Source organism: Streptomyces sp. NPDC021224 (assembly GCF_044332905.1).
Taxonomy (GTDB): domain Bacteria; phylum Actinomycetota; class Actinomycetes; order Streptomycetales; family Streptomycetaceae; genus Actinacidiphila.
This window is the reverse complement of the sequence record NZ_JBIRPW010000003.1, coordinates 159,515-173,559: the sequence shown is the minus strand read 5'-3', so window position 1 is coordinate 173,559 and position 14,045 is coordinate 159,515. Positions and strand designations below refer to the sequence as shown.

Sequence of the window (14,045 nt, the reverse complement as noted above, 5' to 3'; positions counted from 1 at the left end):
AAGCCTAGGTAGGGGCCCATGCGCACACCATTCGCACGTTTTACCCCGAAAACGAGACTTGCCGCGGGAGCGGTGGCGGCCGTCCTGTCGATGAGCCCGCTCGCCGCGTGCGGCGGCGGCTCCTCCGGTGGCGGCGACGCCAAGTCGCTGACCATGTGGACCTTCAAGCAGTCCCACGTGGCGGCGCTGAAGAACGCGGCGGCGGAGTTCAAGAAGCAGACCGGCATCACGGTGAACGTCCAGGCGTACGGCCCGGACGACGCCTACACCACCAAGGTGCAGGCCGCCGCCAAGACGCACGACCTGCCCGACGTCCTGGAAGTGCACTCCGACGGCGAGGACTTCGCGCTCGGTGCCACCGGCATCACCAAGGACATCGCCAAGGACGTCGGCAGCGACTGGAGCGGCCTGTACCAGAAGGGCGTCCAGACCTCCGGCACGGTGACCCCCGCGCACTACAAGGAGTCGGTCCCCACCGACTCCAAGTCGCACGGCGTCAAGGAGGGCCAGCGCTTCAGCGTGCCGCTGACCTCGGGCACCTTCGGCATCATCATGGGCAACAAGAAGATGCTGGCCGCGGCGGGCGTCACCAAGCCCCCGGCCAGCTACGAGGAGTGGCTCGCCGACCTCAAGGCGACGACCGACAAGGACCCGAAGAACGGCGGCGTCTCCCTCGGTCTGAAGGTCAAGGCCACCGGCCTGACCTGGGCGCTCCAGCCGCTGGCCTTCGGCGAACTGGGCAAGGACAAGTACCAGGCGCTGTGGAACAAGGACGCCGCCACGGACTTCGCCTCGCCCGACGGCCAGAAGGTGCTCGCCGACTACGCGAAGATGCAGCCGTACTGGATGCCCGGCACCCAGACCCTGGACATCGACGCGGCCGACCAGGCCTTCGCCCAGGGCAAGTCGGCCTGGGACATCGGCGGCACCTTCACGCTGGCCTTCCTCCAGCAGAACGGCATGAACCCCGACGACGTCATGGCCTTCGGCTTCCCCGGCCCGCAGTCCGGCGCGGTGCCCAAGCCGGCGCTCGCCCCGCTCGCCCTGACCGGCCTGGCCGTCACCTCCACCAGCGCGCACCCTGACAACGCGCTCAAGTGGATGAAGTTCCTGGGCCAGCCCGACGTCGCCTCGAAGTTCGCCAAGGACGCCACCGAGGTGCCCTCCACCGAACTCGGCGCGGACGCCGCCTCGGTGATGGGCGCGACCCTCGCCGACATGACCAAGGCCTTCGAGGGGACCCCGGAGAACACCTACGACCCGAACGTCGCCGACTTCCGGCCGCCGGGCTACGACCAGGACTCGATGGCGGAGATCCTCGCCGACCTCACGCCGCTGAAGCAGAAGGGCGTGGACGCCACCGGCAAGGCCCTGGCCAAGCTGAACAACAACTTCTGGGCGACGGCGAACAAGTGAGCACCGCACCCCGTCCCGTACTGACGGAGACGGCCGCCGCCGGCCGGGGCGCCCCCCGGCCGGCGGACGCGGCCGGCCCCGAGGGCGGCCGCCGTATGCGCCGCCGCACCTACGAGGCCTTCTCCGGTTATCTGTTCGTCGCCCCGGCCGTGATCCTCTTCGCGGTCATGGGCCTGTACACGGTGGGCTACGGCTTCATGCTCAGCTTCGCCCGGTGGAACGGCTTCGCGCCGCACTGGGACTGGGTGGGCCTGCAGAACTACAAGGACCTGCTCTGGCAGAACCCCGCCTACGCCCCCCGGCTGCACCACGCCGCGAAGCACACGCTCTACGTGATGATCTTCGTACCGCTGCTGACCGTGCTGGTGTCCTTCCCGCTCGCGGTGCTGCTCAACTCCGCCAAGCGGATGCAGGGCCTGCTGCGCTCGGTCTACTTCGTGCCGTACGTGACCAGCGGCGTCGCGGTGTTCTTCGCCTGGCAGTACATCCTCCAGCCGGACGGCGCGATCAACACCGTGCTGAGCAGTCTGGGCATGGGCTCGCTCAGTCAGCCGCAGGGCTGGCTCGGCAACCCGGACACCGCGCTGCCGACGATGATCGTCGTCACGGTGTGGGGCGCGGTGCCGGTCGCGATGCTGCTGTACCTGACGGGGCTCCAGGGCATCGACCGCAGCGTGCTGGAGGCCGCGCAGCTCGACGGCGCGGGCTGGTGGCGCACCAATGTCTCGGTGGTGTGGCCGCTGGTGCGGCCGATCACCTCGATCGTGGTGCTGCTCAACCTGCGCGACTCGCTGCAGGGCTTCCAGACCTTCCTGGTGATGACCAACGGCGGACCCGGCGACCACACCAACGTGCTGGGCCTGGAGGCCTACCGGCTGGCCTTCCTCAAGGACCTCGCGCCGACGCTGGGCCTGGCGAGCGCGCTGGGCTGGCTGCTGTTCGCCGCCGCGCTGGTCATCGCGCTGATCAACCTGCGAGTCATGCGGAGCAAAACATGACAACGATTTCCCTCGGCTCGGGGACGGGCCGCGGCAGCGGAGACGCAAACCGCAAGGACGGCGCCGCGGCGGCCCGCGCCCGCAGGGTCAGTGCCCGGGTACTGGTCGGGGTGCTGCTCGCGCTCTACGGCGTGATCAGCATCTACCCCTTCCTGTGGATGGTGTCGGCGGCCTTCAAGGACCAGATCGAGGTGGTCCGCGGCGGCCATCTGATCCCGCACCACCCGACGCTGGACACCCTCACCAGCACGTGGAACCAGCTGCACTTCTTCCGCTACTTCATGAACAGCCTGGAAGTCACCCTGCTGACCGTGGTGCTGACGCTGGTGGTCTACGCGGCCGCCGGCTACGCCTTCGCGGTGCTGGACTTCCCCGGCCGCGGCGCGCTCCAGAAGCTGTTCGTCGCGCTGCTGTTCGTGCCCGGCGTGACGGTGATGCTGCCGATCGTGCTGCTGGAGAACAAGATGGGCATCCTCGGCACCCACATGGGACTGGTGCTGCCCTTCGTCAACGGCGGCGCACCGCTGTCGGTGCTGCTGATGACCGGTGCCTTCGCGTCCGTGCCGAAGGAGCTGCGCGAGTCGGCGCGGGTGGACGGGGCGAACGAGTTCCACATCTTCACCCGCATCTACCTGCCGCTGACCCGCCCGGCGCTCATCACGGTGGCGCTGATCACCGCGATCCCCACCTGGAACGAGTACCTGCTCACCCGGGTGTCGCTCAACGACCCGAACACCTACACGCTGCCGCTGGGCCTGCAAACCCTCGCCTCGGAGAACGTGCCGCACTACAACAACCTGATGGCCGGCGCGCTCATCGTCGTGGTGCCGGTGGTCCTGCTCTTCCTGGCCCTGCAGCGCTACTTCGTCAACGGCCTGGTCGGGGCGGTGAAGGGCTGATGCGGATCCTGGTGACCGGCGCCGCCGGCCACATCGGCGGCCATGTCACCGAAGAGCTGCTCACGGCCGGCCACGAGCTGGTGCTCACCGACCTGCTGCCGGTGGACGAGCCGCGCGCGCTGCGGGTGCACACCGGCGACCTGCAGGACGCCGACCTGGTGAGCAAGGCCGTGGACGGCGTGGACGCGGTCGTCCACCTGGGGGCGATCCCGCACCCCAACGTGCCCGACCACAGCGCGATGTTCGCCGCCAACTGCCTCTCGGCGCACCGGGTGTTCGACGAGGCCGGCCGCTCCGGGGTCCGCCGCGTGGTGGCCGCCTCCAGCATGGCGGCGGCCGGCCTCGCGTGGTCCCCGGTGCCGGTCTCGCCGTCCTACGTGCCGCTGGACGAGGGGCACCCGAGCCTGGTGCGCGACCCGTACGGGCTGTCCAAGGTGGTGCTGGAGGAGATCGCCCGGACGGCGCACCGGCGCTGGGGGCTGGACGCGGTGTGCATGCGCTTCCCGTTCACCGGCACCGGCGACCGGCTCGCGGACTTCCTGGCCACCTGCGCGGCCGATCCCGCGGCGCAGCGGCACGACCTGTGGGGCTGGCTGCACACGGACGACGCGGCGCGGGCGATCCGGCTCGCCGTCGAGGGCGACGTGACCGGCTGCCACGTCGTCAACGTCACCGCCGCCGACACCACGTCGGCCGTGCCCTCGGCGGAGCTGATGGCGGCGCACCACCCCGGCGTACCCGTACCGCCCTCGGTCACGGGGCACGCGAGCCTGTTCGACACGACGGCATGCACCGATCTGCTGGGGTTCGTCCCCCGGCTCACCTGGCGTACCACCGAAGGAGAGAGCTGATGTCGCACGCATCCCCCTCCCGCCGCTGACCGCACCCTCCCCCGGCCCTCGGCAAACCCCCAGCAGAAAGAGCACACCAGTGCATGACGACCGGCATATCGTCGAAGAGCGGATCACCAAATTCCTCGCGCAGGTGGTCAGGCCCGCCCTCTACCGCGACCCGGTGGACCTGGACCTGACCGTCTGGCACGTCCCGGGCGAACCCGTCCCGGTGGCGGACGCCCTGGCCGCCGCGTACGAGCCGACGGCGATCGGCGAGACCTGGGGCGGCCCCTGGTCGACCAGCTGGCTCAAGGCCACCGGCCGCGTCCCGCAGGAGTGGGCGGGCCGTCGCGTCGAGGCCGTCTTCGACCTGGGCTTCGACCCCACCAAGGGGCCGGGCGGGCAGGCGGAGGGCTTCGCCCACGACGCCTCCGGCTCCCCCTTGCAGGGCCTGCACCCGCACCACCGCAGTGTGCTGCTCGCCGAGTCCGCCGCGGGCGGCGAGCCGGTGGAGTTGCTGGTGGAGCTGGCCGCCAACCCGATGATCGAGGGCGCGAAGTCGGTCGGGACGTGGTTCGGCTCCAAGGAGACCGCGGGCACCGAGCACCTCTACCTGCTGCGCGAGGCGCACATCGCGGTGCGCGAGAACACCGTCTGGCACCTGCTGCACGACATGGAGGTGCTCGACGAGCTGATGCGCGAGCTGCCCGTGGGCGGCTCACGGCGGCACGAGATCCTGCGCGCGCTGGCGCACGCGATCGACGCGGTCGACGTGCGGGACGTCGCGGGTACCGCGCAGGCCGCCCGCGACCGGCTCGCCGACGTGCTGTCCCGCCCGGCATACGCGTCCGCGCACACCGTCACCGCGGTCGGCCACGCGCACATCGACTCGGCGTGGCTGTGGCCGATCCGGGAGACGGTGCGCAAGTGCGCCCGCACCTTCACCAACATGACGACGCTCGCCGAGGAATACCCCGAGCTGGTCTTCGCGTGCTCGTCCGCGCAGCAGTACGCGTGGATCAAGGAGCGCCGCCCGGAGATCTTCGAGCGCATCAAGAAGGCGATCACCGAGGGCAACTGGGCGCCGGTCGGCGGCATGTGGGTGGAGGCCGACGGCAATCTGCCCGGCGGCGAGGCGCTGGCCCGGCAGCTGGTCTTCGGCCGCCGCTTCTTCGCCGAGGAGTTCGGCCTGGAGCAGGAGGGCGTGTGGCTGCCGGACTCCTTCGGCTACACCGCCGCCTACCCGCAGCTGGCCACCCTCGCCGGGGCCAAGTGGTTCCTCACCCAGAAGCTGTCGTGGAACGAGACCAACCGGCTGCCGCACCACACCTTCGCGTGGGAGGGCATCGACGGCACCCGCATCTTCACCCACTTCCCGCCCGTCGACACCTACAACGCGAGCCTGACCGGCGCCGAACTGGCGCACGCCGAGAACAACTTCGCCGACAAGGGCGCCGCGACCCGCTCGCTGGCCCCGTTCGGCTTCGGTGACGGCGGCGGCGGCCCCACCCGCGAGATGCTGGAGAAGGCCCGGCGGCTGCGCGACCTGGAGGGCTCCACCCGCGTCGAGGTCGGCCACCCGGAGGACTTCTTCGCCGCCGCCCGCGCGGAGTACGAGAAGCTGCCGGTCTGGCGCGGCGAGCTGTACCTGGAGAACCACCGCGGCACGTACACCAGCCAGGCCCGCACCAAGCACGGCAACCGGCGCGCCGAGGCGCTGCTGCGCGAGGCCGAGCTGTGGTCGGTGGCCGCGGCGGTGCGGGGCGGGGCGCCCTACCCGTACGAGAAGCTGGAGTCGATCTGGCAGCGGGTGCTGCTGCACCAGTTCCACGACATCCTGCCCGGCTCGTCGATCGCCTGGGTGCACCAGGAGGCCGAGAAGGTGCACGGCGAACTCCAGGCGGAGCTGGCCGAGGTGATCGGCACCGCGCTGGACGGCGGCGAGGGGGTGGCGTTCTTCAACGCCGGGCCCTACGCGCGCCGCGAGGTCGCGCTGCTGCCGGAGGGCATGCACACCGAGGGCGGCCAGCGGCTGTCCGACGGGCGGCAGGCCGTGCTGGTCGAGGCGCCCGCGCTGGGCAGCGGCCGGGCCGTCGACCCTGCCGGTACCCAGGCCGTGACCGCGGTCGCCGAGGACGGCACGATCACCCTCGACAACGGGGTGCTGCGGGTCGTCGTCGACGCCCAGGGCCTGGTGCGCTCGGCGTACGACCTGCGGGCGCGCCGCGAGGCCATCGCGCCGGGCGCCGCGGGCAACCTGCTCCAGCTGCACCCGGACGACCCGAACCTGTGGAGCGCCTGGAACATCGACGGCTACTACCGCGACACCGTCCGGGACCTCACCGACGCGGTGTCCGTCGAGATCGCCGAGTCCGGTCCGCTGCTGGCGTCGGTACGGGTGGAGCGCGCGTTCGGCGACTCGCACCTGGTGCAGCACCTGGAGCTGACGGCGGGCAGCGACCGGCTGGCCGTCAGGACCGACATCGACTGGCAGGAGCGCGACACCCTGCTCAAGGCCGCCTGGCCGGTCAACGTGCACGCCGAGACCGAGAGCGCGGAGATCCAGTTCGGCCACGTCCGCCGCCCCACGCACGAGAACACGAGCTGGGACGCGGCCCGCTTCGAGCTGTGGGCGCACCGCTGGGTGCACATCGGCGAGCACAACTGGGGCGCCGCGGTCGTCAACGACTCGACCTACGGCCACGACGTGTCCCGCACCACCCGTGAGGACGGCGGCACCACGACCACGCTGCGGCTGTCGCTGCTGCGCTCCCCGCACAGCCCCGACCCGCAGGCCGACCGCGGCCGGCACAGCTTCGGCTACGCGCTCGTCGTCGGCGCCGGGGTCGGCGACGCCGTCGCCGCGGGCTACGCCTTCAACCTGCCGCTGCGCCCCGCGGGCGCGGCGCCGGCGGGCGGGCCCGCGCTCGTCACCGTCGACAACCCGGACATCACCGTGGAGACGGTCAAGCTCGCCGACGACCGCAGCGGCGACGTCGTGGTGCGGCTGTACGAGTCGCGCGGCGGCGCCGCCCGCGGTGTGCTGCACACCGGCTTCGCCCTGGCCGGGGCCGAGGTCACCGACCTGCTGGAGAACCCGCTGGAGCCGGTGGCGGCCGGCGCCGACGGCGGACTGCCGCTGGAGCTGCGGCCCTTCCAGATCCTGACCCTCCGGCTGCGCCGGGCCTGACCCCGCGCCACCCCTGAACGGCCGCGCCGCCCCCTGCCGACGGGGGCGGCGCGGTCCGGGCCCGCCCCGGGCCGGTCCGCCGGTCCGGCGGTTCCGGCTGCCCCGGAACCGGGCCCGCACCGCACCACCGGCAAGAACAGCACCGCACGCACACGCACCATCCGCACGACCCCTGACCGTACGTCCTGTCGTGATCCTCCGGAGGTTGTCCCCGTGCCACCCAGACGTTCCCCGCTCCGGGCGCTGCTGCGCGCCCCCGCGCTGCTGCTGCTCACCGTGGCCGCGCTGCTGCTGCCGGCCTCGCTGCCGGCGTGGGCCGCCGCGCCCACCCTCTACCCGCTGGGCGTCGGCGCCGATCTCGGCCCCGACCCCTTCACCCTGGGCCTGACCGCGACCGCCGGTGACGACGCCTCCGCGCTGCGGACCGGGACGCAGGACGGTACGCCGTACTGGCGCACCGACGTCGCGAACGGCGCCGGATACCTGGCGTTCGACCTCGACCAGGACTACACCGACACCGTGACGGCCGGTCAGCTCACCGTCGCCGTCACCTACCAGGACACCGGCAGCGGCACCCTCCAGCTCACCCGGGGCACCGGCTCCGGGGACGCGCTGGGCAGTGTCGCGCTGGCCGGGTCCGGTGACTTCACCACCGCGGCCTTCACCGTCCCTGCCGACTTCTCCGCGGGCCGCGAGCTGCGGATCTCCGGTACGGACGGCGGCGCTCCGGCCGACGTCACGGTGGCCCGGGTGCGGATCGCCGCGGGCCTGTCGGTGGACCTCGGCCCCACGGTCGAGACGCACGGTGTCGACCCGCGCGCGGGCGACAACGACTCCCACCTGGTCACCGGCACCGTGGACGGCCGCGGCTACTGGCAGACCGACCACAGCCACGCGGGCGCCGAGACCGGCTTCTTCTACATGAACGCCGACGACACCGTGGTCTACGACACCACGGACCCGGTGGCCGTCAGCATCGACTACTACGACCAGGGCAGCGGCGGGATCCAGCTGGAGTACGACTCCCCGGGCGACACCATCCCGCAGATGTTCAAGCAGTCGCCGCTGTTCACCTACGGCGACTCGGGGACGTGGAGGACCCACACCTTCGTGCTGGACGACGCGATCCTCACCAACCGCTCCAACGGCTCCGACTTCCGCATCACGACCGGCGGCAGCGCGGCCGAACTCAAGGTCGCCCGGGTCACGGTGACGGCGCTGCCGAAGACCCTCGACCCGACGACGGGCCTGAAGCAGCTCGTCGCCCAGGCCGACCTGGCCTACCTCGCCGCCCGCGAGGGCACCCGCGACGGCCAGTACCCGGCGGGCGCCAAGGAGGCCCTGAAGCAGGCCGCGGACCAGGCCCGTACGGTCGCCGAGGGCACCGGCGTGACGGACGAGCAGGCCCGTACCGCCTTCCACACCCTGCAGGCGGCGCTCGACGCCTTCCACGCGCTGGCAGTGAACACCGACCTGGCGCACCTGGGCACCGCCACCGCGTCCAGCTCCGCGGCCGGCTCCTCCCCCGCCGCGGCCATCGACGGCAACGGCGGCACCGCCTGGACCAGCGGCGACGCCGGAAAGGGCGAGACCTTCACGGTGGACCTGGGCAAGCCGCAGCGCTTCGACCAGGTGCTCGCCACCTGGCAGGGCTCCTTCGGCTGGGACTACACCGTGCAGGTCGGCACCGACGGCCGGCACTTCACCACCGTCGGCCGCAGCGGCGCCACCGGCGCGGGCTCCGCGACCAGCACCGCCTTCCCGATCACCACCGCGCGCTACGTCCGGCTCGCGGTGACCGGCTACGCACCCGGCGCGAACAAGGTCGCGCTGGCCGACCTGGAGGTGCACCGGCGCAACGCCGTCACCCCGCACCCGGTGCTCGTGCACACCCGCTACCCCACCCCCGACCCGGTGGTCGCCGACTTCGACGTCCGTGCCTACGGCGCCGACGCCACCGGCCGCAAGGACGCGACGGCCGCCGTGCAGCGGGCGCTGTACGACTGCCAGGACGCGGGCGGCGGCACGGTGTGGATGGGCGCGGGCACCTACCGGATCACCACCACCGTGGAGGTCCCGGCCTTCTGCTCGCTGCGCGGCGACCGGCGTGACCCGGACACCGGCTCGGGCTCGTACGGCACCGTGATCAGCGCCGATCTGCCGTCCGGCGCGGACGGCCCGGTGCTCTTCCGGATCGGCGGCAGCGCCTCCGTGCAGGGCGTCACCACGTACTACCCGCGCCAGAACGCCGCCCACCCGGTCCCGTACGGCAACACGTTCGAGATCCCGGGCTCGGCCTGGCAGAGCGACGCCAACTTCATGATGGGCACCGTCGCACACGTCACGATGCTCAACTCCTACCAGGGCATCGGCATCTCCACGAAGGCCGACGACCGCGGGCGTCCCGCGGTGCAGGGCCAGGTGCACGAGTCGGCGACCGTCGCCGACGTCAAGGGCACCGTGCTGTCGGCCGGAGCGACCGCGTACAACGGCTCGGACGTCGGCACCTGGAGCGACGTCACCTTCTCCAACGCCTACTGGGCGAAGGCACCGGCGGCCTACCAGCCGCCGAAGCGGGCCGACCTGGACCGCTGGACCCGGGCCAACGCCACCGGGCTGGTGCTCGGTGACCTCGAATGGGACCAGTTCTCCGGTATCTCGCTGTCCGACCTCCACATCGGCATCCGGACGGTCAAGGGCCAGCGCGCCACCTTCACCGGCTCGTTCCTGCGCACCTCGGTGGTCCGCACGGACGTCGCCCTCCAGGTGGACGACCTCGACAGCCGCTGGGGCATGTCCTTCGCGGGCGGCACCCTCCAGGGCAGCACGGCCTCGGTGCGCAACACCACCGGCGGCTATGTGAAGCTCACCGGCACCACCCTGGACGGCCCCGCCTCCGGCACCGTCGTCCGGATGCCCGGCGCCGTCCCGGCCGCTCCGGCCGCGACCGCCGACCCGGGCCCGAAGCGGCAGGCGCTGTACGTCGCGAGCGGCGTGCCGCACGGCGCGGGCTACCTGCCCGCGGCCGACGCGACCGGCCCGCTGCAGAAGCTGCTGGACACCGCGGGCAGGCAGGGCGGCGGCACCGTCTACCTGCCGGCCGGCTGGTACCGCGTCAGCACCCATGTGAAGGTCCCGGCGGGCGTCGAACTGCGCGGCGCGGCGGCCTCGCCGAACCGCGACGAGGACGGCGACAGCGGCGGCACCGTGCTCTTCGCCTTCGAGGGCCGGAACACCTCGGCCCCCGCCACCGCCACCGCGCTCGTCACGCTGGCCGGCGACGGTGCCGGGGTCCGCGGCCTGCGGGTCTTCCACCCGGAGAACAACCCGGCGACCGGCTACGTCCCCTACCCGTACGCCATCCGCGGGGCGGGGCGCGGCACCTACGTCGTCGACGTCACGATGACCAACACCTGGAACGGCATCGACCTCACCTCGGAGCGCAGCGACGGCTTCACGGTGCGCAAGGTCGGCGGTGTCTTCCTCAACCGGGGCATCACGGTCGGCGCCAACGACCACGGCACGATCGACGGTGTCCTGAGCAACGGCAATGCCGTCAACCGGACCGGCTTCTACCAGCCGGGCTGGGGCCTGGGGAGCAACCTCTTCCCGCAGACCATCGACGGCGTCACCCGCAAGAACACCGACCTGGTGCACGTCGCGGGCGCCCGCGCCCTGACGGTCCTGGACGTCTTCGGCTACGGCATGCACGACGGCCTGGCCGTGGAGTCCGGCCAGGTCAGCGCCTTCAACCTGGGCACGGACAACCTCGGTGACGGCGGCTACACCGTCAAGGCCGGTCCGTCCGCGGACGTCCGCGCGGTGAACGTCATGCGCTACAACGGCACGACGTACACCGGTCCGGCGAAGCTGTTCAACATCATGGCGATCACCATGGTGCAGCAGTCGGTGACCGCGAGCGCCTCACCCGCGGCCGGCGGCACGGTCACGGTGACCGGCAACGCCACCGAGCCGGGCCGCTACGAGAAGGGCGACACGGTGACGGTCACCGCCGTCCCGGCCGCCGGGTACCGGCTGCTCGGCTGGACGCTGGACGGGGCCGACGTGCCCGCCGACGGCAACGCGCTGAGCGTCCCGGTCACGGCCGACCGCACGGTCGAGGCCGAGTTCGGCCCGGCCGCGGGCTGACCGGCCCCGGAAGAACGCGCGGGCCCGGGGCCGTCCCCCGGGCCCGCGCCCTTCGCGTACCGGCCGTCAGGCGCCCGGCACCGGCAGCACGTCGGGCGCCAGGGCCGCGGCGCCCGCCGACGCGGAGGTCATCCGGCGCCGGTGGTGGCGGCGGCACAGCACCTCGTAGCCCGTCTCGTCCTGCTGGGAGACGTCCCCGACCACCACCTGGGCGCCCTCCACGACCATCTGCCCGCCGACCGTGCGGGCGTTGTGCGTGGCCCGCGCACCGCACCAGCACAGCGCCTCGACCTGCAACGCCTCGATGCGGTCGGCGAGTTCGATGAGCCGCTGGGAGCCGGGGAAGAGCCGGGTGCGGAAGTCGGTCGCGATACCGAAGGCGTAGACGTCCACGTCCAGCTCGTCGACCGCGCGGGCGAGCTGGTCGATCTGCTCCGGCGCCAGGAACTGCGCCTCGTCCACGACCACGAAGTCCGCGCGGCCGCCGCGGCTTATCAGGGCGACCAGGTGCGCGTAGAGATCCATGCCGTCCACCGCCTCGACGGCGTCGGTGACCAGCCCGAGCCGCGACGACAGCTTGCCCTCGCCCGCCCGGTCGTCCTTGGTGAAGATCACCGCCTGCAGGCCGCGCGAGGCGCGGTTGTGGACGATCTGCAGGGCGAGGGTGCTCTTGCCGCAGTCCATCGTTCCGGAGAAGAAAACCAGCTCGGACATGGCGGGACAGCGGCCTTTCGGTGGAGGGACAGGACAGGGGGCGCGGACGCGGGAGGGCTCAGGTGCGGACTTCGAGCAGCGGCACGAGCTGCTCGGCGGGGACCATCGAGCCGTGCAGGCCGGTCATCCTCGTCTCCCCCGGCTCACCGCGGCTCGCGACGATCGCGATGTCGTCGCGGGCGACGGCGACCACGTCGCCGATCCTGGGCAGCACCCGCGGCTCCACGTGCGGCCCGAACCAGCCCGCCGCCACCGCCTCGTCGCGGCCCGCGACCCACATCCGGTCGCCCAGCACCTCGCGCCACACCGCGAGCACGTCGGCGGCCGCGCCCGGCACCGCGTAGACGTGCCGGGCACGCCCCTCGCCGCCCAGCAGACCGACCCCGGCGCGCAGCTCCCAGTCCTCGTCGACGTCGATGCGCGACTCCTCGTCGAAGGGGATGTCGGTCATGCCGTGGTCGGCGGTGACGTAGAGCACCGAGCGCGGCGGCAGCTGCTCGGCGAGCCGCTGCACCAGCCGGTCGACCGTCATCAGCTGGCCGCGCCAGGCGTCGGAGTCCACCCCGTGCCGGTGGCCCATGCCGTCCAGCTCGCTGTAGTACGTGTAGACGAGCGTGCGGTCCGCGGCGGCGAGCCGGTCGGCGGCCAGATCCATCCGCTCCTCGCCGGTCAGCCGGCCGTGGAAGGTGCCGCCGGACAGCGCGACCTGGGTGAGCGGGGTGCGCGCGAAGTCGGGCGAGGACACCTGGCAGGTGGCGATGCCCGCGGCGTCGGCGAGCCGGAAGACGGTGGGGTGCGGCTGCCAGACCGCCGGGGCGGTCCAGGGCTGCCAGCGCAGCTGGTTCATCAGCTCGCCGGTCGCCGGGTTGAGCGTCATGTAGCTCGCCAGGCCGTGCCGGCCGGGCGGCAGGCCGGTGCCGACGGAGGCCAGCGAGGTCGCGGTGGTGGCGGGGAAACCGGCCGTCAGCGGGCGGCCGGTGCCGTTCAGCGAACTGGGCAGCAGCGCGTTCAGGTAGGGCGCCTCGTCCGGGTGCCGGGTGATCAGCTCCCAGCCGAGCCCGTCCACGAGGAAGACGCACACCCGGTCGGCGGGGGCGAGCCGCAGCCCGGTGCGCGGCATGCCGTCGATGCCGAACCCCGCGACCGCGGCCGGGACGACGTCGCACAGCGCGGCGCTGCCGTAGGCGGGTACGGGGGCGGTGCGGGGGTCGAGCAGCCCGTCGTCGTGCAGGGGCTGGACCATCAGGCGGCGGCCGCGGTCGCCTCGGAGAGCGCCTGCGCGAAGGCGAGCGCCTGCCGTACGGTGTCGGGCCCGTCGCCCGCCTCGCTGACCCGCAGGGACAGGTCGTCGGCGGTGGAGGAGCCGGTGTAGCCGTGGTCCGCCTCGCAGTTGGGATCCCCGCACGCGGCCGGTTCCAGGTCGATCCGGGAGACGGCGCCCCAGCCGATCGTCAGCACGACCTCGCGCGGCAGCGTGCCCGGGGTGTACGCCTCCGGGTTGGCCACCACCCGGCTGACCACGACGGAGGAGATCCGGCCGATCTTGACCGACTCGGTCGACGTCGTGGCATAGGGCGTGGGCGAGGAGTCGTCGGCGGCCTGCTCGTCGGTATGGCTGACGATGAAGCGGCTCGCGGTGAGCACCAGCACGGTCACATGCCGGCGCACCTCGTTCGCGTCGAACGTGGTCTCCTGGTGCACCAGGTACGACGTGACGGGCTCCTGCCCGACCGCGGCCTCCACGGCCTCCGACACGAGCCCCGGGTAGTACCCGCTGCGCTCGATCGCCGTCCGCAGTCCCTGCGTGGTGATCCCCGACTTCGCCATACGTCCATCCTAGGGGTCC

9 protein-coding genes are annotated in these 14,045 nt (G+C 72.5%); 6 read left to right on the top strand and 3 right to left on the bottom strand.

The window, feature by feature from the left end; all coding sequences use genetic code 11:
• The first annotated feature begins 72 nt into the window (after nt 1-72).
• The 6 genes from ACH4PY_RS09275 to ACH4PY_RS09250 all read left to right on the top strand — a co-directional run bounded on the left by ACH4PY_RS09275 (nt 73) and on the right by ACH4PY_RS09250 (nt 11,485).
• Nucleotides 73-1,416 carry an ABC transporter substrate-binding protein gene (locus tag ACH4PY_RS09275; protein WP_398177951.1) on the top strand — a complete coding sequence of 448 codons (1,344 nt, stop codon included), beginning with the start codon at nt 73-75 and terminating at the stop codon, nt 1,414-1,416.
• Nucleotides 1,413-2,414: a carbohydrate ABC transporter permease gene (locus tag ACH4PY_RS09270; protein ID WP_398177948.1), complete on the top strand. Its 1,002-nt coding sequence runs from the start codon at nt 1,413-1,415 to the stop codon at nt 2,412-2,414. The genes ACH4PY_RS09275 and ACH4PY_RS09270 overlap by 4 nt, the downstream gene beginning before the upstream one ends.
• The gene (locus ACH4PY_RS09265) at nt 2,411-3,313 is read left to right on the top strand and encodes a carbohydrate ABC transporter permease (protein WP_398177945.1); all 903 of its coding nucleotides are present in this window, start codon (nt 2,411-2,413) and stop codon (nt 3,311-3,313) included. Before ACH4PY_RS09270 ends, ACH4PY_RS09265 begins: the two co-directional genes overlap by 4 nt.
• A complete protein-coding gene (locus tag ACH4PY_RS09260; protein ID WP_398177942.1) occupies nt 3,313-4,164 on the top strand; it encodes an NAD-dependent epimerase/dehydratase family protein in 852 nt (283 codons plus the stop codon). The genes ACH4PY_RS09265 and ACH4PY_RS09260 overlap by 1 nt, the downstream gene beginning before the upstream one ends.
• A gap of 79 nt (nt 4,165-4,243) precedes the next feature.
• On the top strand, nt 4,244-7,336 hold the full coding sequence (locus ACH4PY_RS09255) for an alpha-mannosidase (RefSeq protein ID WP_398177939.1): 3,093 nt from the start codon (nt 4,244-4,246) through the stop codon (nt 7,334-7,336).
• A 213-nt stretch (nt 7,337-7,549) separates the two neighbouring features.
• Nucleotides 7,550-11,485, top strand: coding sequence for a discoidin domain-containing protein (locus ACH4PY_RS09250; RefSeq protein ID WP_398177936.1), 3,936 nt, complete (start codon nt 7,550-7,552; stop codon nt 11,483-11,485).
• A gap of 66 nt (nt 11,486-11,551) precedes the next feature.
• Here ACH4PY_RS09250 and ACH4PY_RS09245 read toward each other — a convergent pair whose 3' ends face one another.
• The 3 genes from ACH4PY_RS09245 to ACH4PY_RS09235 are packed head-to-tail and all read right to left on the bottom strand — an operon-like array spanning nt 11,552 to nt 14,026.
• Entirely contained in the window at nt 11,552-12,199 is a 648-nt protein-coding gene (locus ACH4PY_RS09245; RefSeq protein WP_398177934.1) for a thymidine kinase, read from the bottom strand.
• Between the two features lie 58 nt (nt 12,200-12,257).
• A complete protein-coding gene (locus ACH4PY_RS09240) occupies nt 12,258-13,442 on the bottom strand; it encodes an alkaline phosphatase family protein (RefSeq protein WP_398177931.1) in 1,185 nt (394 codons plus the stop codon).
• Nucleotides 13,442-14,026 carry a DUF5998 family protein gene (locus ACH4PY_RS09235; protein ID WP_398177929.1) on the bottom strand — a complete coding sequence of 195 codons (585 nt, stop codon included), beginning with the start codon at nt 14,024-14,026 and terminating at the stop codon, nt 13,442-13,444. The genes ACH4PY_RS09240 and ACH4PY_RS09235 overlap by 1 nt, the downstream gene beginning before the upstream one ends.
• Nucleotides 14,027-14,045 lie beyond the last annotated feature (19 nt).